16 protein-coding genes are annotated in these 19,747 nt (G+C 69.4%); 3 read left to right on the plus strand and 13 right to left on the minus strand.

Translation table 11 applies throughout. The features are described from left to right. Window positions 1-55 precede the first annotated feature (55 nt). Entirely contained in the window at window positions 56-1,384 is a 1,329-nt protein-coding gene (locus ACWEKM_RS06960; protein WP_451620118.1) for an AI-2E family transporter, read from the plus strand. A gap of 66 nt (window positions 1,385-1,450) precedes the next feature. Here the strand turns inward: ACWEKM_RS06960 and ACWEKM_RS06965 are convergent, their stop codons facing one another. Together ACWEKM_RS06965 and ACWEKM_RS06970 are read right to left on the minus strand one after the other, a co-directional pair. Next, complete coding sequence (locus tag ACWEKM_RS06965; RefSeq protein ID WP_451620119.1) at window positions 1,451-1,984, minus strand: alkyl hydroperoxide reductase; 534 nt, start codon at window positions 1,982-1,984, stop codon at window positions 1,451-1,453. A 4-nt stretch (window positions 1,985-1,988) separates the two neighbouring features. Continuing rightward, complete coding sequence (locus ACWEKM_RS06970; protein ID WP_451620120.1) at window positions 1,989-2,543, minus strand: peroxiredoxin; 555 nt, start codon at window positions 2,541-2,543, stop codon at window positions 1,989-1,991. A 133-nt stretch (window positions 2,544-2,676) separates the two neighbouring features. Here ACWEKM_RS06970 and ACWEKM_RS06975 point away from each other — a divergent pair, with 133 nt between their 5' ends. Next, complete coding sequence (locus ACWEKM_RS06975; protein ID WP_451620121.1) at window positions 2,677-3,621, plus strand: LysR substrate-binding domain-containing protein; 945 nt, start codon at window positions 2,677-2,679, stop codon at window positions 3,619-3,621. A 58-nt stretch (window positions 3,622-3,679) separates the two neighbouring features. Here ACWEKM_RS06975 and ACWEKM_RS06980 read toward each other — a convergent pair whose 3' ends face one another. From ACWEKM_RS06980 to ACWEKM_RS07000, 5 genes are all read right to left on the minus strand, one after another. After that, window positions 3,680-6,058: an ABC transporter permease gene (locus tag ACWEKM_RS06980; RefSeq protein WP_451620122.1), complete on the minus strand. Its 2,379-nt coding sequence runs from the start codon at window positions 6,056-6,058 to the stop codon at window positions 3,680-3,682. Continuing rightward, window positions 6,055-6,744 (minus strand): ABC transporter ATP-binding protein, encoded by a 690-nt coding sequence (locus tag ACWEKM_RS06985; RefSeq protein WP_451620123.1) that lies wholly within the window; start codon window positions 6,742-6,744, stop codon window positions 6,055-6,057. Before ACWEKM_RS06985 ends, ACWEKM_RS06980 begins: the two co-directional genes overlap by 4 nt. Continuing rightward, on the minus strand, window positions 6,741-7,265 hold the full coding sequence (locus ACWEKM_RS06990; RefSeq protein WP_451620124.1) for a PadR family transcriptional regulator: 525 nt from the start codon (window positions 7,263-7,265) through the stop codon (window positions 6,741-6,743). Before ACWEKM_RS06990 ends, ACWEKM_RS06985 begins: the two co-directional genes overlap by 4 nt. Before the next feature lie 94 nt (window positions 7,266-7,359). Next, window positions 7,360-7,593 carry a hypothetical protein gene (locus tag ACWEKM_RS06995; protein WP_451620125.1) on the minus strand — a complete coding sequence of 78 codons (234 nt, stop codon included), beginning with the start codon at window positions 7,591-7,593 and terminating at the stop codon, window positions 7,360-7,362. Beyond that, complete coding sequence (locus ACWEKM_RS07000) at window positions 7,590-8,525, minus strand: SPFH domain-containing protein (protein WP_451620126.1); 936 nt, start codon at window positions 8,523-8,525, stop codon at window positions 7,590-7,592. The genes ACWEKM_RS06995 and ACWEKM_RS07000 overlap by 4 nt, the downstream gene beginning before the upstream one ends. A gap of 213 nt (window positions 8,526-8,738) precedes the next feature. Here ACWEKM_RS07000 and ACWEKM_RS07005 point away from each other — a divergent pair, with 213 nt between their 5' ends. Continuing rightward, on the plus strand, window positions 8,739-11,033 hold the full coding sequence (locus tag ACWEKM_RS07005) for a transglycosylase domain-containing protein (RefSeq protein ID WP_451620127.1): 2,295 nt from the start codon (window positions 8,739-8,741) through the stop codon (window positions 11,031-11,033). Between the two features lie 183 nt (window positions 11,034-11,216). On the opposite strand, the gene ACWEKM_RS07010 is transcribed toward ACWEKM_RS07005, so the two are convergent. From ACWEKM_RS07010 to ACWEKM_RS07035, 6 genes are all read right to left on the minus strand, one after another. Beyond that, window positions 11,217-12,683, minus strand: a complete 1,467-nt coding sequence (locus ACWEKM_RS07010; RefSeq protein ID WP_451620128.1) for a catalase — start codon at window positions 12,681-12,683, stop codon at window positions 11,217-11,219. Window positions 12,684-12,782: 99 nt separating this feature from the next. Further along, window positions 12,783-14,876 (minus strand): SpoIIE family protein phosphatase, encoded by a 2,094-nt coding sequence (locus ACWEKM_RS07015; protein ID WP_451620129.1) that lies wholly within the window; start codon window positions 14,874-14,876, stop codon window positions 12,783-12,785. Between the two features lie 280 nt (window positions 14,877-15,156). Further along, a complete protein-coding gene (gene fomD, locus ACWEKM_RS07020) occupies window positions 15,157-15,858 on the minus strand; it encodes a cytidylyl-2-hydroxypropylphosphonate hydrolase (protein ID WP_451620130.1) in 702 nt (233 codons plus the stop codon). Window positions 15,859-15,930: 72 nt separating this feature from the next. Next, a complete protein-coding gene (locus tag ACWEKM_RS07025) occupies window positions 15,931-17,328 on the minus strand; it encodes a class II fumarate hydratase (protein WP_451620131.1) in 1,398 nt (465 codons plus the stop codon). 256 nt (window positions 17,329-17,584) lie between these two features. Continuing rightward, window positions 17,585-18,148, minus strand: coding sequence for an XRE family transcriptional regulator (locus ACWEKM_RS07030; protein ID WP_451620132.1), 564 nt, complete (start codon window positions 18,146-18,148; stop codon window positions 17,585-17,587). 65 nt (window positions 18,149-18,213) lie between these two features. After that, on the minus strand, window positions 18,214-19,368 hold the full coding sequence (locus ACWEKM_RS07035; RefSeq protein ID WP_451620133.1) for a helix-turn-helix domain-containing protein: 1,155 nt from the start codon (window positions 19,366-19,368) through the stop codon (window positions 18,214-18,216). Between the last annotated feature and the right edge of the window lie 379 nt (window positions 19,369-19,747).

The raw sequence follows: 19,747 nt of genomic DNA on the forward strand, positions 1-19,747 counted from the left end.
AATCCTGGGAGGAGTGGTGGGCCGCACCCGGGGACATGCGGGAGAAGGACGAATCATGTCGCGAGTGCCAGGATGGCTCGGCCGGCTCGGAGCCGGACTGACGCAGATGGGCGAGCGGTTGGACGAGCGGCGGGTGGCGGCGCAGAAGCAGCACATCGAGGAGGAGCCGGAGGCGCCGGCCGAGGAGCCGCTGCCCGACGGCCACCGGGATCCGGCCGAGGTCCGGATCGTCCGCCCCGACCCCGCGCTGGCGGTGCCCTGGGGCGTCAGGGTCGCGGCCGAGGCGGGCTGGCGGCTGCTGGTGCTGGCCGGCACGGTGTGGGTGCTGATGCGCGTCATCAGTTCCGTGCAACTCGTCGTGTTCGCCTTCGTGATAGCGCTGCTGGTCACCGCGCTGCTCCAGCCCACGGTGGCCCGGCTGAAACGGCGCGGTGTGCCGCGCGGCCCGGCCACCGCGCTGACCGCGATCCTCGGCTTCATCGTGATGGGGCTGATCGGCTGGTTCGTGACCTGGCAGGTCATGGAGAACATCGACACGCTCTCCGACCAGGTCCAGAGCGGCATCGACGATCTGCGCCGATGGCTGCTGCAGAGCCCGTTCCATGTCACGGACAAGCAGATCAACCAGATCGCCAAGAGCCTGCGGGAGGCGATCGGCGCCAACACCGACCAGATAACGTCGGCCGGACTTGAGGGCGTTCAGGTCGTCGTCGAGGCGCTGACCGGCATTCTGCTGGTGTTCTTCTCGACGCTTTTCCTGCTCTACGACGGCGACCGGATCTGGCAGTGGGCGCTGAAGCTGGTGCCGGGCGCGGCCCGGCCCGGCGTGGCCGGCGCGGGCCCGCGCGCCTGGCGCACGCTGACGGCCTACGTCCGCGGCACGGTGCTGGTCGCCCTGATCGACGCGATCTTCATCGGCCTGGGCATCTACTTCCTGAACGTCCCGATGGCCGTCCCGCTGGCCGTTTTCATCTTCCTGTTCTCGTTCATCCCGCTCGTGGGCGCGGTCGCCTCGGGCGCGCTGGCCGTGGTGGTCGCCCTGGTCACGCAGGGCGTGTTCACCGCCGGTATGACGCTGGTGGTGATCCTGGCGGTCCAGCAGATCGAGGGGCACATCCTGCAGCCCTTCATCCTGGGCCGCGCGGTGCGGGTGCATCCGCTGGCCGTCGTCCTGTCCGTCACCGCGGGCGGCATGGTGGCCGGCATCGGCGGTGCCGTGGTCGCCGTACCGCTGGTGGCGGTGACCAACACGGTGGTCGGCTATCTGCGGGCGTACTCCGAGGAGCAGGCCCTGCGCAGCGCCGGCCGGGGGCGCCAGGCCAGGCCCGCGGTCCAGCGGGAGCCGGTGCCGGCGGACGCGGAGGGCCCCGCCCACCCAGGGTGAACGGGGCCCGGAGCGCGGGGAACCGTCGTACTCGCGGCGGCCTGCGCCGAGTTGCCCTGCGCCGAGTTACTCGGCGAGCACCGCCTCGGCGTCCAGGGTGGTGGCCACCGCCTGGACCACCGCGGCGATCTTGAACGCCTCCTGGACGACCTCGCGTGCCAGTCCGGCCTTGCGCAGCACCTGCTCGTGCGAGTCCAGGCACATGCCGCAGCCGTTGATCGCGGACACCGCGAACGACCACAGCTCGAAGTCGACCTTGTCGACCCCGGGGTTGCCGATGACGTTCATCCGCAGGCCCGCGCGCAGGGTGCCGTACTCATGGTCGGAGAGCAGATGGCGGGTGCGGTAGAAGACGTTGTTCATCGCCATCACGGCGGCGGCCGCCTTGGCGGCCGTGTACGCCTCCGGCGAGAGGTTCGCCTTCGCCTCCGGCTCCAGCTCCCGCAGGACGATGGGGGAGCGGGCGGCGATCGCCGTCGCCAGCACCGTGCCCCACAACTGCTGCGCGGGTAGGTCGGAGTTGCCGATGACCGAGCCCAGATTGAGCTTCAGGTCCTTGGCGTAGTCCGGTACGCGGGACTTGAGGGAGTCGAGGGACATGGCGTCACTCTCCGGCGAGCAGCGCGACCGGGTCCAGCGTCTCGTCGCCCTTGGTCCAGTTGCAGGGGCACAGCTCGTCCGTCTGGAGGGCGTCCAGGACCCGCAGAACCTCCTTCGGGTTGCGGCCGACCGAGCCCGCGGTCACCATCGAGAACTGGATCTCGTTGTTCTGGTCGACGACGAAGACCGCGCGCTTGGCGAAGCCGTCCGCGTCCTCGATGCCGAGGTCGCGCATCAGCTCGTGCTTGGAGTCGGCCATCATCGGGAACGGCAGGTCGCGCAGGTCGTCGTGGTCCTTGCGCCAGGCGTGGTGGACGAACTCGGAGTCGCCGGAGAAGCCGAGGACCTGGGCGTCACGGTCGGCGAACTCGTCGTTCAGCTTGCCGAAGGCGGCGATCTCGGTCGGGCACACGAAGGTGAAGTCCTTGGGCCAGGCGAAGATCACCTTCCACTTGCCTTCGTAGGTCTTGTGGTCGATCTTCTCGAACTCCTTGCCCTTCTCCAGCGAGACGCAGGCCGTGAGGTCGAACTCGGGGAACTTGTCACCGACAGTGAGCACGTGCTCTCCTAGCAGCGCGGAAACGTCCCGGTCGCGGGCGTTTCCCATGGGTTGGACGGAGTTGATCGTGACACAGACGGCATTGATCCGGGAAATAGCTACACTCGGTCGTGTTGATCGGAGGTAGTTATCAGTGGCCGCAGGAAAGCGAAGGCAGCCCAGCCTGTCCCAGTTGCGTGCCTTCGCCGCCGTCGCCGAGCATCTGCACTTCCGGGACGCGGCCACCGCCATAGGCATGAGCCAACCCGCCCTGTCCGGAGCCGTCTCGACGCTGGAGGAGACCCTCGGCGTCACCCTCCTGGAGCGTACGACCCGCAAGGTGCTGCTCTCGCCCGCCGGTGAGCGGCTCGCGGTACGGGCGAAGGCGGTGCTCGCCGAGGTCGGCGCGCTGCTGGAGGAGGCGGAGGCGGTGCGGGCGCCGTTCACCGGCGCGCTGCGGCTCGGGGTGATCCCGACCGTCGCGCCCTATCTGCTGCCGACCGTACTGCGCATGGTCCACGACCGGTATCCGGACCTCGACCTGCGGGTGTACGAGGAGCAGACCGCCAGTCTCACCGACGGACTGGCCACCGGCCGGCTCGACCTGCTGCTGCTCGCCGTCCCCCTCGGCATCCCCGGCATCACCGAACTGCCGCTCTTCGACGAGGACTTCGTGCTCGTCATGCCTCCGGACCACCGGCTCGGCGGCCGGGAGGGCATTCCTCGCGAGGCGCTGAAGGAGCTGAACCTGCTGCTCCTCGACGAGGGCCACTGCCTGCGCGACCAGGCCCTGGACATCTGCCGGGAGGCCGGCCGCGCGGACGCCCCGGTGGCGACCACGGCCGCGGGTCTTTCGACCCTCGTCCAACTCGTGGCCGGCGGGCTCGGCTGCACCCTGCTGCCGCGCACCGCCGTCAAGGTCGAGACGGCCCGCACCGGCCGGCTCCGCACCGGTTACTTCGCCGACCCCGCCCCGAGCCGCCGGATCGCCCTTGCCATGCGCACCGGCGCGGCCCGCGGCGCCGAGTACCGGGAGCTCGCGACCGTCCTGCGGGAGGCGCTGCGACCGCTGCCCGTGCGGCTGCTCGCCCCTGGCTGAGGGCCCCAGGCTGAGGGCCCCTTCCCACGGGAAGGGGCCCGGTCCGGCGAGCTGCCCGCTACTCGGTGCGCAGCCCCTCCGGGCGCATCAGCCGCAGCAGCGGCGGCAGGCTGAGCAGCGTCACACCGAGGACGACCGCGGCGCCGATGCCGGTCAGCGACAGCATGCTCGCCCAGTCCACGCTGACCGCGGTGTCGGTCATCCGGAGCAGCACCGCGCCCAGGGCCAGGCCCACCACCGAGGCCAGCAGCAGGCCGAGCGCGATCGGGACCGCCGTCTGCCACAGCACCGACAGGCCCAGCGTGCGGCGCCGGGTGCCGAAGGCGACCAGGGACGACAGCAGCTTTCTGCGCTCGCGCAACTGCTCCAGCTGGGAGACCAGCAGGCTGGCCCCGATCAGCGCGAGCACACAGGCGGCGCCGACGAACAGTCCGGTACGGATGGAGGTGAACCTCCGGGACTCCTCGGTGGCCGACCAGACGATCGGATCACTCCGCGGGTCGATCCGTGCGGTCGTGTTGCGGATGTACTCCTTGACGTCGGGCACGGACGCGTCGAAGGACAGATAGACCGTGCCGCTCATCATGCCCGCGGCCTGCGCGGGCACCGCGCCCGGGGTCATCAGGAAGCCGCCGGTGAGGGCGCCGTTCGGACGCTCGATCGCCCGTGCCTGCTTCAGGCCCGCGGGCACGGTCAGCAGGATGTCCTTCTCGCTCGGCCGGTCGGCGTACGAGGGATCGAGGTAGAGCTTGGTGCCGGGCTTGGACAGCTTCGGGGTATCGGTGTCGTACTCCACGCCGCGCACGGAGAACGCGTCGCCGTCCCGGCACGAGGGCAGCGCCGCTACCTCGCGCAGCGCGGCACAGTCGCCGACGGTCAGCTCGGCCATGCGCTCCGGGTTCTTGCGCCACGACGTGTCGCCGAGCATGGAAGCGGCCAGCGCCGTTGCGCTGTGCACGCCCCGGGTCGCCGCCAACTGTTGGGCCGCCGCGGAGAGGTCGACTTCCCTCGGCACGAGCACCTGCATCTGCGCCCGGGTGAGGTCCTTGCCGGACTCCTTGGTGTAGTCGCCCTCCACGCCGGCGAACAGCATCTGCAGGGCGATGGCGCCGGCCACCGCCACGGCGATGCCGTTGACCATGCGGGCCGCGCCGCCGCTGCTCAACTGGAGCCTTCGGACGGCCAGTTGCCAGGCCACCGGCCCGGAGCCGAGCCGGGCCACCACCGCTTCCACGATCCATGGCAGCAGCGCGGTGATGCCGACCAGCAGCAGCATGACACCGCCGGTGACCAGGTACTTGTTGAAGTGCCCGTGTTCCCGGCCCTGGCCGATCATCGGGTAGAGCAGCGCAAGGCCGCCCAGCGGCAGCAGCAGCCGCCACCACAGGCGTCGGCGCGCGGGCGATGCCGTGCGGACCACGCCGAGCGGCTCGATCACGACACCGCGCAGGGCGAGCACGGTGACCAGGACCGCGGCGGCCGGGACCACGACCGCGACGAGCGCGGCCAGCACGGGGGACGGGTTCAGATAGCTCGGGAACACGCTGATGCCGAGGATCTCGACCGAACCCGCTATCTGCCGGCCGATCAGGAAGAAGACCGCGCCGAGGACGAGGCCGAACACCGCACCGGCCAGCGCCTCGCCCGCGGCGATCCGCCGGGTCATCCGGCTGTCGGAGCCCACCAGCCGCAGCGCGGCCAGCCTGCGGTCGCGCCGCTCGCCGCCGAACCGTACGGCCGCGGTGATGAACACCGCCACCGGCGTCAGCAGGATCACGAAGACGACGAGGACGAGCAGGACCAGCACCGGGTCGGTCGGCTGTTCCGTCGGCCTGGGGTTGCCGAAGGCGGCGATGCGGCTCACCCGGGAGCCGTCGATCTGGCCCGCGAGCCCGTCGGCGCCCGCGTAGTAGGCGAGTTCGCGCGAGCCGATGAGCCCGCTCTCCTCGATGGTGCCGACGATCCGGTACGGCAGCCGCTCCCGCAGCAGCCGGGCGTCGTCGGAGGCGAGCAGATCCCGCAGCGCGGGGGAGACGACCATGTCGCCCTTGGCCGGGTACCTGGCCACTCCGGGCGCCAGCGGCGCCCGCGGCCCTTCCGGTTCCACCAGCCGCCCGCGCACCTCCTTGCCCCGGTACGTCGTGTCGACGTCGGCGATGACGAGGGTGTCGTCGGCCCGGGGCCGGACGGTGCTGTCCCAGGTGTAGTCCAGGCGGGCCTCTTCGCGGTCGTGCCGTACCGCCAGCGCGTTCGGTACCGCGGTCGTCAGCAGCAGCAGGGCCACGCCGAGCCCGACGCCGACGGCCGTCAGCAGCAGCCGGACCCAGCCCTCGCGTCCGCCGGCGACGGCGAAGCGGAACCCCAGGGCCAGCTCCCTGAGCCCGCCCCGGCGCCTCGGCTGCGCGCCGCCGGGCGGCTGCTCCGGCGGGGCGCTCATACGGCGCGCTCCATGTTCCGCGACTTACCGTCCCGTACGACGATCTCGCGGTCGGAGTAGGCGGCCACCCGCGCCTCGTGGGTGACGAGGACGACGGCGGCGTTGGTGGATCTGGCCGCCTCCGTCAGCAGTTCCATCACCCGCTCGCCGTTGAGCGAGTCGAGCGCGCCGGTCGGCTCGTCGGCGAACAGCACACGCGGGTCGGTGACCAGGGACCGGGCCACGGCGACCCGCTGCCCCTGGCCGCCGGAGACCTCGCCGGGCCGCTTGCCCCGCAGCTCGTCGACCTCCAGCCGCTCCATCCAGCCGAGCGCGACCCGCTCGGCCGCCTTGCGCGGCGTGCCGTTCAGCCGCAGCGGGAGCGCCACGTTCTCCACGCAGGTCAACTCCGGTACGAGCTGGCCGAACTGGAAGACGAACCCGAACTCGGAGCGGCGCAGCAGGCTGCGCTCGGCGTCGTTCATCGTCGCGAGTTCCCGGCCGGCGTAGGTGATCGAACCGGAGTCGGGCGGCACGATCCCGGCGAGGCAGTGCAGCAGCGTCGACTTGCCGGACCCGGAGGGGCCCATGACGGCGACGACCTCGCCGGGGTGGATGGAGAACGAGGCGCCGTCCAGCGCGAGGGTCGGCCCGTACGCCTTGCGCAGGTCCTCGGCGGCGAGCAGGGAACCGGGGGGCGGGGTCATCGGACCACCACCTCACGGAGCTTGTCGAGCCGCGCGGTGGTCAGTTCGAGCCAGCGCAGATCGGCCTCCAGATGGAACAGCGCGTGATCGCAGATCAGTTGGTCGGCGAGGTCGCCCTTGCGCTTGCGGTCGGTCAGGATCCGCATGCTGCGCAGGTGCTCGGCACGCTGGGTGTCGAGGACGACGGCGGCGTCACGGTGCGTCAGCAGCGCGAGGACGACCTTGGTGTAGAGGGTCGACTGGAGGTACTCCGCCGGTTTCTCCGGTGTCGCCAGCCACCGCTCCATGTCGGTGATCCCGGCGTCCGTGATGGCGTACCGCTTGCGTTCGGGACCGCCGCCCGACTCGATCCCGTCGACCTCGACGAGCCCGTGCTTCAGAAGCCGGGACATCGTCGAGTAGACCTGGCCGTAGTGCAGCGGCCGATCGTGACCGAACTTCTCGTCGAAGGCCCGCTTCAGGTCGTAGCCGTGTCGGGGGCCGGACTCCAGGAGCCCTAGAAGGGTGTGACCGATGGACATGCCAGGCACTCTACACACGGTGTATACGCCGCATGTATACGCGGAGTGCAGTGATCGTGGCGAGGTGTATGCGTGCGCAGGTGGGAGCCGATTGTCACGGTTCCGCTACAGGCGGACGGCCCCGCCGGGGGAGCGGCCCGGTCTCCTTCGGCAGCCGTCCCGCGTCCGCCAGCGCCCGGCGCAGCAGGAACTCGATCTGGGCGTTGGCGGAACGCAGTTCGTCCCCGGCCCACCGGGCGAGCGCCTCGTAGACATGCGGGTCGAGCCGCAGCAGCACCTGCTTGCGCTGCGGCGGCCGACGCCCCGGCGTCTCGGCGGAGTCCGTCACTGGTAGAGGGTCCCGGTGTTCAGGACGGGCTGCGGTGCCCTGTCCCCGCACAGCACCACCATCAGGTTGGACACCATCGCCGCCTTCCGTTCCTCGTCCAGCTCCATGATGTCGCGCTCCGCGATCCGGGAGAGCGCCGCCTCCACCATGCCCACGGCCCCGTCGACGATCTGCCGCCGGGCCGCGACGACCGCGCCGGCCTGCTGCCGCTGGAGCATCGCCGAGGCGATCTCGGGGGCGTAGGCGAGATGTGTGAAGCGCGATTCGATGATGTGCACTCCGGCCGCCTCCACGCGTGCGTGCAGTTCGACCGCGAGCTTCTCGGTGATCTCCTCGGCGTTGCCGCGCAGCGAGAGCCCGTCCTCGTCGTGTGCGTCGTAGGGGTACTCGATGGCGATGTGCCGTACGGCCGTCTCGGTCTGCGTGGCGACGAACTCGCTGTAGTCGTCCACCTCGAACACGGCCTGGGCGGTGTCCCGGACCTTCCAGACCACGACCGCGGCCAGTTCGATCGGGTTGCCATAGGCGTCGTTCACCTTGAGGACCGCGGTCTCGTGGTTGCGGACGCGCGTCGAGATCTTCGTGCGCGAGGTGAAGGGGTTCACCCAGCGCAGCCCGTCCCGCCGGATCGTCCCCCGGTACCGGCCGAAGAGCTGGACGACCCGGGCCTCGCCCGGCGCGACCATGTTCAGACCGCACATGGCGAGGAAGGCGCCGAGCGCCACCAGGATGCCGACGACTATCAGGGCGGCCTTGGGTCCGGCCCCGTCGACCGCGGTCGCGCTCACGGTCATCCCGACGCCGAGCAGCAGGCCGACCAGGCCGAGCAGCAGGGCGAGCCCGCCGCCGATGCAGTGCGCCGCGAACTCCCGCACCCGTGGGGCCGGCATCTCCGGGATGTCGGCGGTGGCGGACGTGTCATGTACAGACATAGATGGTCTCCCCGTTCTCGTGTGCTTGCAGTGTCCTAGCAAACTGATAACACATTACCCAATTGAGCAACCCTCCACGCCCCTCGGCCGTCGGTTCCGGTAGGGCCGGTGCTGATTGTCACGTCCGCGAAAGCGCGGATCGAAGGCTCTTGGTCAGAAGGACGGGTGTTAGCTTTCTGAGCTGACCGAGACGGAAGCGGAGCGAGCTGATCCATGGGACGAGCGGAAGAAAGACGAGCGCGACAGCGCGGTGGCCGCCGCGCGGCGCCCAGGCGCCGTTCGTCGGGAGCGGCCGGCGGGTCCGGCAGGAGCGGCATACGCAGGCTGTTCACCTGGAAGAAGATCCTCGGCACGTTCCTCGGACTGTGCCTGCTCGGCATCGGCTCCTTCATCGTGCTGTACCTGATGGTGGACGTCCCCGCGGGCAACGCGGCGGCGCAGCGCCAGAGCAACGTCTACAAGTACAGCGACGGCACCATCCTGGCCCGCAAGGGCGAGGTCAACCGTGAGATCGTCGACCTGTCGAAGGTGCCGAAGAAGGTCCAGCTGACCTTTGTCGCGGCCGAGAACAAGAGCTTCTACAAGGACTCCGGCGTCGACTTCAGGGGCACCGCCCGCGGTGTGCTCAACACCCTGTCCGGCAAGGGCAAGCAGGGCGGTTCGACGATCACCCAGCAGTACGTCAAGAACTACTACCTGAACCAGGACCAGACCGTCACGCGCAAGCTGAAGGAACTGGTCATCTCCTTGAAGGTGGACCGCCAGAAGTCCAAGGACTACATCCTCGCGGGCTACATCAACACCAGCTACTACGGCCGCAACGCCTACGGCATCCAGGCCGCGGCCCAGGCTTACTACCGGGTCGACGCCCAGGACCTCACGGTCGAGCAGGGCGCGTATCTGGCCTCGCTGCTCCAGGCGCCGAGCCAGTACGACTGGGCGGTCGCTTCGGAGACCGGTAAGAAGTTGGTGAAGGAGCGCTGGAACTATGTCCTGAACAACATGGTCGAGGAGGGCTGGCTCGGCAAGACCGAGCGCGAGGCCATGAAGTTCCCGGTGCCCGACGCCCCCAAGGGCGCCCCCGGACTCGACGGGCAGAAGGGCTATCTCGTCGAACTGGCCAACAAGCAGCTGGAGCAGCAGCTGATGGACCAGGAGGGGCTCACCCAGTCCCAGGCGGAGAGCGCGGTCGTCGACCAGGGCTGGACCATCACCCTGAACATCGACAAGAAGAAGCAGGCCGAGCTGGAGAACGCGGTCAAGTCCGAACTGACCGGCAAGCTGGACGCGAAGAAGCGCAAGGTCGACGGGGACGTCCAGGCAGGCGCCGTCTCCGTCGACCCCAAGACCGGCGGGATCGTCGCGTTGTACGGCGGCAAGGACTACTACAAGCACTACCTCAGCAACGCCAGCCGCCGCGACTACCAGCCCGCGTCGACGTTCAAGCCGGTGATCCTCGCCGCCGCGCTGGAGAACGACGCCAAGACCCAGGACGGCAAGCAGATCGACGCCGACACGGTCTACGACGGCACCAGCCGCCACCAGGTCACGGACAACGGCGCCAAGGTCGGCTTCGCCCCGCCCAACGAGGACAACCAGAGCTACCACGACGTCACGGTCCAGACGGCGATGAACAAGTCCGTGAACTCGGTCTTCGCACAGATGGGCGTCGACGTGGGCATGGACAAGGTGATGAGCACCGCCAAGGAACTCGGCATGGACACCCAGGGCATGCAGGCGGTGCCGGCGCAGACGCTGGGCTCCATGGGCGCCAGCCCGCTGGAGATGGCCGGGATCTACGCCACCCTCAACAACCACGGCAAGAAGGTGACGCCGTCGATCGTCAAGTCGGCGGAGAAGCGGAACCGCACGGTCGAGATGCCCGACCCGATCGGCGACCAGGTGATCAGCCGGACGGCCGCCGACACGGTGACCTCGGTGCTGACCGGCGTGGTCGACGACGGTACGGCCAAGACATCGGTGGCGGACAACCCGCTGCGCAAGGGCCAGCAGGTGGCCGGCAAGACCGGTACCTCCGACGAGAACAAGTCCGCCTGGTTCACCGGCTACACGCCCGACCTGGTCACCTCGGTCGGTCTGTTCGGCGAGGAGGCCAAGACCGGCAAGCACACCACGCTGACGGGCGCGACCGGGCTGATACCGGGCAGCGGCCGTATCAACGGTGGTGGCTATCCGGCCGAGATCTGGGCGGCCTACACGTTCGGCGTCACGGACAAGGCGAAGTTCGACCTCGACACCACGCAGGGCGCGGCCGTCGAGCCGCCGCCCACCCCGACCTACACCCCGACGCCGTCCGAGACCCCGTCCGAGACCCCGTCCTCCACCCCGACGCCGTCCAACACCCCGTCCGAGACCCCATCCTCGCCACCCCCCTCCCCGACCCTGTCCGCACCAACCCCCACAACCCCCCAACCCCCCACTTCCTCATCAGGAACCCCCACAACCCCCACGTCCCCCGACCCTCTGAACCCCGCCGACCAGCAGTAACAGCAACACCCTGACGGCCAAGGCGGACGCGCCCCGATAGGGGCGCGGGGCTGTGCCTGATATGCGGCTCCGCCGCGATGGGGGTCCCCCCTGTTCGAGCGAAGCCGAGAACTTGGGGGAGCGACCAGCCACAGTGGACGCGCAGTCCACCACCGGCCCCAGCCGACGCGACGCTGGTTCGGCTCAAGCCAGCGCAGCGATCCGGTCGCCGATCTCCTTGTCGATGCTGCGCCAATACCGCAGCGCACGGTCGAGCACCGGCCGGCTGACCCCCTGCTTCAGATGACCGCTGACGTTGGCGACCAGTCGGTCCCGGGCCGCGTCGTCGAGGACGGTGCGGACCAGCGTGCCGGGCTGCCCCCAGTCGTCGTCCTCGCGGTGCAGCGCGTACGCCTCGCGCACCATCTCACCCGCCGTCCGCCAGCCGGCGATGTCGCCGAACCGGGCGACGTCCGCGGCCGGCCCGCCGTACGAGTTCGGCGCGTACACGGCACCGGTGCCGGCGGCCTCGTACCGCATCGGCCCGTCCTTGGCGTACGAGCGGACCGGGGAGTGCGGCCGGTTCGGCGGCAGCTGGGCGTAGTTGGGGCCGATCCGGTAGCGGTGCGTGTCCGGATAGGAGAAGAGGCGGCCGAGCAGCATCTTGTCCGGCGACGGGCCGATGCCCGGCACCATGTTGGACGGCTCGAAGGCGGCCTGCTCGATGTGGACGAAGTAGTTGTCCGGGTTCCGGTTCAGCGTCATCCGGCCGACCTCGATCAGCGGGTAGTCGCCGTGCGGCCACACCTTGGTCAGGTCGAACGGATTGAACCGGTAGTCCGGGGCGTCCTCGAACGGCATGACCTGGACGTACATGGTCCAGCTCGGCGCGTTGCCCGACGCGATCGAGTCGAACAGGTCGCGGCGGTGCACATCGCCGTCGGTGCCGGCCAGTTCGTCCGCCTCGGCCTGGGTGAGGAACCCGATGCCCTGGTCCGTCTTGATGTGGTACTTCACCCAGAACCGCTCGCCGCCGCCGTTGACCCACATATAGGTGTGCGAGGAGTACCCGTTCATGTGGCGGTATGTCTTCGGGATGCCGCGGTCGCCCATCAGCCAGGTCACCATGTGCGCGGACTCGGGGGACAGCGTCCAGAAGTCCCACTGCATGTCGTTGTCGCGCAGCCCGCTGTCGGGCCGGCGCTTCTGGGAGCGGATGAAGTCCTGGAACTTCTGCGCGTCCCGCACGAAGAAGACCGGCGTGTTGTTGCCGACCAGGTCGTAATTGCCGTACTCCGTGTAGAACTTGAGCGCGAAGCCCCGCGGATCGCGCCAGGTGTCGGGGGAGCCCTGCTCACCCGCGACCGTCGAGAACCGCGCCAGCATCTCCGTGCGCTTCCCGGGCTGGAACAGATCGGCCTTGGTGAACTGGCTGACGTCGTTGGTGACATCGAAGACGCCGTACGCCCCCGAGCCCTTCGCGTGGACCACCCGCTCGGGGACCCGTTCCCGGTTGAACTGGGCCATCTTCTCGATGAGGTAGTGGTCCTGGAGCAGGACCGGACCGTCGGATCCGACGGTGAGCGAGTGTTCGTCGCTCTCCACGGGGATGCCGGCGTTGTTCGTGGTGTACGGAGTCTGCTGAGGTGCCTGCCGAGGTGCCTGCGTCACGAGCGTCCTCCCGTCGCGCATGGGGATTCCGTCAGGTCGCTTCGCTCACCTCAGCCAGTCAACTCCGTCACCATGACATCGGCAACTTCTGGACCGGGTCTAAGATCGGTTCAGTTCGAACCAGACCACCTTTCCGGTGCTCAGCCGGGTCGCGCCCCAGCGCCGGGCCATCCTGTTCACCAGGTACAGGCCGCGCCCGCCCTCGTCCGTGGCCCGTGCCTGCCGCAGCCGTGGCAGCTGCGGCACATCGTCGCCGACCTCGCAGCGCAGCACGTCGGTGCGGAGCAGACGGAGCGTGACCGGGCGTGACGCATACCGCACGGCATTGGTCACCACCTCGCTGACCAGCAGCTCGACCGAGTCGCTCAGCTCTTCCAGGCCCCAGCGGGACAGCGCGCGCCGGGCGAGTCTGCGGGCCCGGCCGGGCGCGGCGTCCTCCGGTTCGAGGAGCCAGTAGGCCACATCATTCGGGGCGATTCCGTCGAAGCGGGCGGCGAGCAGCGCGATGTCGTCGTCCCGGTCGCCCGGGCCGAGCATGTCGAGCACCTCGTCGCACAGCGCCTCCAGCGGCGGCGGGTGATCGGCTCCGGTCAGCTGAGCGGTCGCGGCGAGCCGCTCCCGCAGCTGTTCTATGCCGGTCCACACATCGCGGAGCCGGGACTCGACCAGGCCGTCGGTGTAGAGCAGCAGCGTGGCCCCGGCGGGTGCTTCCAGCTCGACCGCCTCGAAGTCCACTCCGCCGACGCCGATGGGCGCGCCCGCCGGTACCCGCAGCACTTCGGCCCGTCCGCCCAGGTGCAGCAGGACCGGTGGCGGGTGGCCCGCGTTGGCGATGGTGATGCGGTGCGAGACGGGGTCGTAGACCGCGTACAGGCAGGTGGCCATGCGGTCGGTGCCGAGCCGTTGGGCCTGTTCGTCCAGGTGGTGCAGTACCTCCTGGGGTGGCAGGTCAAGTCCGGCGAGGGTCTGTGCGGTGGTGCGCAGCTGGCCCATGATCGCCGCGGAGGTCATGGAGTGGCCCATGACGTCGCCGACGACGAGGGCGACCCGGCTGCCGGGCAGCGGAATGGCGTCGTACCAGTCGCCGCCTACGCGGGCGGTCTCGGCGGCGGGCAGATAGCGGGAGGCGAGCCGGACGCCGGTGGGCCGGGGCAGGGTCTCGGGCAGCATGGTGCGCTGGAGCTCGTCGGCGATGTACGCCTCGCGGCCGTACAGGACCGCCTTGTCGATGCCCAGGGCGCTGTGCGTGGCCAACTGGGCGGCGACCAGCAGGTCGTCGGCTTCGAAGGCCGGGCGTTCCGGGCGGCGGAGGAAGAGCGCGGCGCCGATGACGCGGCGGCGGCCGCGCAGCGGGGCGAGGATGGCGTGCCGGCCGCCGGGCACCACCGACTCGCCGCTCTCGCCGAGCAGTTCGGGCAGTGCGGCGCGGGCGCCCGGCGCGTCCGCGAACACCGGCCGGACGCCGCGCAGCACCTCGTTGAGCGCGCCGCCGGGCCGCACCTCGCACAGCTCGGCCGTCAGCGTGGACAGCCCCGACAGCTCGGGCGGCTCCAGCTCCGGCGGCACGGGCAGGAAACCGCCCTCGGTGTCGCGCTCCTCCGGGATCCGGTCGGTGCGGCGCAGCCGCAACACCACCGGGCCGGTGGGCCGTTCGTCGCCGACGGGCAGCGGGTCGCGCAGATACACCAGGATCGCGTCCGAGAAGGTCGGCACGGTGGCCCGGCACAGCCCCATCACGATCTCGTCCAGATCGATGCCGCGGGCGATCCGCCGGGTCGCGGCGCCCACGAACCGCAGCCGGTCCCCGTCCCGCCGCATCGGCATGGGCCGTCCGGGCGGCAGCCCGCGTCCGCTGCGTCGCTCCTGGCCGTCGGCCGCCCGCTCCTGCTCGGCGCCCGGCTGGGGCGGGATGCCCTCGGGCGCCGGGGCGGGACGCGGCCGGTGCGGGTCGCTCTCGGCGGCGGTGGGTTGTGCGTGCTCGGGGCCGTTGACTGGGGGCTCCTTCTCCTTGCCGCGGGATGTCGCGGCACCCGGCGAGGAGGGCGTCTCGCCGGTGCGGGCCTGTGCGGGCAGGGCGGTGGCGCCGTAGGGCTTCTGGGAACGCAGGAGCGCCCCGCGGGGATCCGCGGGGTCGGCGCCCGGCTGGGGGCGTTCGCAGGAGGTGGGGTGCTCCGTCACGCTTGTCGCATCCATCCGTCCGGGGCCGCGCACAGCGCGCGCGGTTCGTCCCGCAGAAATCCCGATACCCGGAATATGTGCCCCGGGAACGGAATTGCCGCGTGGTCAGAGGTTGTTCCTATGTCACCGGCGAACCGTTTCCGGTCCGCACCGGTGTTCCCCTCGTACCCCTCGCTCACGTCCTGCCGCCCCTCGGTGACGTTCGGTCAGACTCGGCGTCTGTACCCGGAGTTGCTGCTGTGCGCCCTTGCGGAGGACGATCCTACGGTTGTGGCCCCGGGGCGCATCAAGAGTCTCATGAGGACACATGCGCGGGCGTACGGTTCCAGTCCTCCGGCAGTGACGGTACCGCCCAGGATGGATCCGGGCGCCAGTGCTGCCAGGCTTCCGAGAACGGCGGACCCCAGGCGTGGATCAGCTCCACCGCGGACCGCCCCGCCCGCCGCACCCGTTCCGCCGGGCCGGGGTCCATCAGCCCGTCCCGCTGGGCCTGCGCGAACTCGTCCTCGTCGCGCCAGTGCCAACTCCGGTCCGGGTGCACGGAGATGTCCAGGAAATGGTCCTCGGAGTCCACCCCGCCCCGCCAACGGACCAGCGGCTCTTCGAGGTTGACGTACCAGTTCTTGAACTGCCAGCCCGGTTCCCAGAACAGCCACACCGACCAGGGCTCGCCGGGCCGGGCCAGCTTCAGCACGCCCGTGCCGAACCAGCGGTCGCGCTGCACGGTACGGGGCTTGGTGTACCGGGACTCCAGCGGCTCGACGTGCACGGGCGTGCCGTCGGCCAGCACCGGCTTCACACACTCGGTGCCGGGCGCCAGCCACACCGCGAGCAGTTCCGCGTCGTCCTGTACGACGGTGACGGGGCGGGCGATGTGGAAGTGCTCACCGCCGTTCTCCCGGTACCGCCACAGGATGTGACTGCCCGGCGCCCAGAAGCCCGCCGAACCGCTCGCTCCTCCGCCTGTCACGCGTCTCACCGCTCCGCCGTCTGCCATGCACAGATATTAGGTGCCCGGGGCATACGACGCTGCGTCGGGCAGCACGGTTCTCACACCCGAAACCTTCGGTTACGGATGAGTCATCCGCAGGACATCCAACGCTTCGTCGAGTTGTTCGACCGTCAGCTCGCCGCGCTCCACATACCCGCCCTCCAGGACGGCCTGACGGATCGTCTTCCGTTCGGCCAGGGCCCGTTTGGCCACCTTCGCGGCCTCCTCGTAGCCGATGTACCGGTTCAGCGGTGTGACCACGGAGGGTGACGACTCGGCGTACTCGCGGGTCCGTTCCCGGTCGGCGACGATGCCGTCGACCGTCCGGTCGGCGAGCAGCCGGGAGACGTTGGCGAGCAGCCGGACCGACTCCAGCACGTTCTTGGCCAGCACCGGCAGCATGACGTTCAGCTCGAAGTTCCCGGCGGCGCCGGCCGTGGTGATGGTCGTGTCGTTGCCGATGACCTGCGCGCAGACCATGAGAACGGCCTCCGGGACGACCGGGTTGACCTTCCCGGGCATGATCGAGGACCCCGGCTGGAGGTCGGGGAGCCGGATCTCGGCGAGCCCGGTCCGCGGCCCGGACGCCATCCAACGCAGATCGTTCGCGATCTTCGTCAGGCCCACGGCGATGGTCCGCAGCTGGCCGCTGGCCTCCACGATCCCGTCCCGGGCGCCCTGCGCCTCGAAGTGGTCCCGGGCCTCGGTGAGCGGCAGCCCGGTGGCCTGGGCGACCTCCTCGATGACGGCGGCGGAGAAGCCCGGCGGGGTGTTGATGCCGGTCCCGACGGCGGTGCCGCCCAGCGGCAGCTCGGCGAGCCGGGGCAGGGTGGCGCGCAGCCGCTCGACCCCGTAACGCACCTGGGCCGCGTACCCGCCGAACTCCTGGCCCAGGGTCACCGGGGTGGCGTCCATCAGATGCGTACGCCCGGACTTCACCACGTCGGCGAAGTCCGCGGACTTGCGGGCCAGCGCGTCCGCGAGGTGCTCCAGGGCGGGGATCAGGTCGTGTGTGACGGCCGCGGTGGCCGCGATGTGGATGCTGGAGGGAAAGACGTCGTTGGACGACTGCGAGGCGTTGACGTGGTCGTTGGGATGCACGTCCCGGCCGAGCCGCTCGCTCGCCAGGGTCGCGATGACCTCGTTGGCGTTCATGTTGGACGAGGTCCCGGACCCGGTCTGGAACACGTCGACGGGGAAGTGCGCGTCCCACCCGCCCTCGGCGACCTCCCGGGCCGCGCCCTGGATCGCCTCGGCGACGTCCTGGTCCAGCACTCCCAGCTCGGCGTTCACCTTCGCCGCCGCCGCCTTGATCCGGGCGAGCGCCTCGATATGGGCGCGCTCGATGCGCTGCCCGGAGACCGGGAAGTTCTCCACGGCGCGCTGTGTCTGCGCCCGCCACTTCGCAGCGACGGGAACCCGCACCTCACCCATGGAGTCGTGCTCGATCCGGTACCCCTGCTCCTTGTCGGCCACTGCCGATCACCTCCGTCAGTCACAGCACTCCGGACGTGACAGCTGTTCCCGTCCCGACGGGTGATCCGCAAGGGTTCGCCCAGCACACCACCGGACGGCCCCACGCGCGCGTGGCGGGCGGGACGAGGGCGCCGAACGCGGACGGCCCCACGCGCGCGTGGAGTGCGACGCCCGCACGCGGGAAGAGCCCGTCAGCTACCCCAGCACCCCGTTACCGGGGCCTTTTCGCGTTGTATGGCGTGCAACGGTCAAGGGGTCAAGCGCTGACGGGCGTTGCGCGGGCCCATAGTTCTTCCGCGTGCTCGGTGAAGCGGTCGAACAGGCCGCCCTCGTCGCGCCGACGCAGGTGCAACAGCGGGGAATCGTGGCCCACAAGTCGTGCAAGGTGAGGCGTCAGAAGTGCCTGAGCATCGAACCGGAACACCGAAAGACTCACGTGATTCGTTGCGTCTTCCGGAGCGCTGTACCGCACTTCCAACCCTTCAGCGCCGTCCAGCTTTCGCAAGTTTTCCAGCGTGATGCGAATGCGTGTGGAGACGGACAGGGTTACGTCCTCGACAGCCTCACGCTGGCGCGTGATGTCGCTTTCAGGGTCGCCCAGTAGGAAGCGGATCCGGCAGCCGCTCTCCAGTTTGCTGCGCAGCGTGACAACAAAGTTCGGCTGGTCGATGAACAAGAAGTAGTTCGTGTATCCAGCGAAAAACAGGTCTTCTTTCGTGCTGGCTACAAGCTCACCCCAAACCGTCGATGGACAGGCCGACCGGTAGGGGTAAGTCCGCACGATCTCCAGGTCTCCGCCCGTCTTTACGCGGTCCTTCACTACCTGGGGCCAAAGCATTTCCTCATCTACTTTCAGCGTTTCGGCGGCGTTTTACCTGTTTCTGGCTAGAGAGCGATCCCGGCCCTGCGGGCGATCCTGGTGAGCCGCTCGTTGCTTCGCTTGTGCTTGGAGATCAGGACTCGGGTGAGTTCCAACGTGGTTGGGTGAACTGCTGCCATTTCCGGAGACGTAGCCCAAGCCTTTTCGAGGCTTTCAAGGGTGCCGTCCTGGTCGCCCAGCGCCAGCTGGGAACGGCCAAGGTTCATGAAGACGGGAGCGACCCGATTAGCCGGAAGTGTCATGCCTGCCCGAATCAGATCTTCGGCGGTTTCCAGTGCCCTGCGGTGCTGTTCCATGTCGGACGCCGTAGAGATTACGTGCGTTGCCGTCTGCTCGGGGCCGAATTGCATCCCATGCTTCGCCATTTCTTCCGGGATTTCCTCGGTCATTCGCCAGGCGGCGTCAATGTGCTTTTGGGTGGTCTGCTTGTCTTTCAGTCGTCCCGCAAGGGTCAAGCCTCGCAGGTGAAGAATTCCAAGCCCGAATACGCGGTCCTGTCCCGTCAGTGTGGATTCCGCTTGGGCGATGGCGCGGTCAACAATGGCCAAGCCGCCCACGAAATCACCGGAGTTGAGGAACGTACCGGCGTCGTCCCGTGCTGCGACGACAGCCGCAATCGGGTCAGCCCTCTCGGCTGCCATGCGTTGTTTGAGTGTCGCCAATTCGGCAAGGTGCGTCCACCTGTGCCGAGCGGCCAGCCAATAAATGACCCCGTATACGTCCGCAACCAATCCCCATGCTGTTGGCTCTTCCGTGAGATGGGCATGATTGGTGACCCTGGTGAGCACTCCAGGTAGTTTCTGGAGAACCTTGGACAGCGCCGTATTCCATCGGAGTTGGTTCAGTTCGTCGACTTCCTGTTGAAGCCTCTCGGGATGCTCTGGGGGTTCTCCTGGGATATCGAATCTCCGGAGAGCCCAGTTGAGTTCATTCAAGTTCGCTTCCGGCGCACTGCCCAGGAGTTCATCAAGGGTGAGGTTCATCGCGCGGGCAAGGGAAGCGCCTACCCCCTGCGTGAGTGCCCGATCCCCCACCTCGATCTTGCTGAGCAGGGAAACCGACACCCCCGCCCTGCGGGCCAGGGTCACCTGACTCAGCCCGAGTTCCTTCCGGCGCGCAGCGACGTTGGCGCCCGGTCCGGGTACGTGGTTCGCGCTCATACCTTGCGTCTTCCCCGCTCGGCGACGTCCTTACGACCCATGGTCCCAAAGCCTGCGTGCAACGCACCTGCCATCTGTGCAAGGAGTGTGCAAGTCGTTGTGCCGGTACGGGCGTTGACTGATGACGACAGACCCCGGCGACCGCGCGAACGGCCCCGGGGCACGGCCAACGCTTCGGAGGAGCGCTGACATGGAGTTCCTATCACGTGCACTCGAATGGATGAGAACGGTTCTGTTCGGACCGTGCACCCCAGGCAGGCACAGCCGACCGGCAGCGGTCCGGGAATCGCTCCAGGCGTCTCCCTCGGGCCTCTCGCCGGAAGTGTGGGGCGCCCGACCGGTCACGGTCCGCAGGGCCCGTAGGGAACAGCACCCGGCG

The sequence above is a fragment of the Streptomyces sp. NPDC004752 genome (assembly GCF_053601275.1).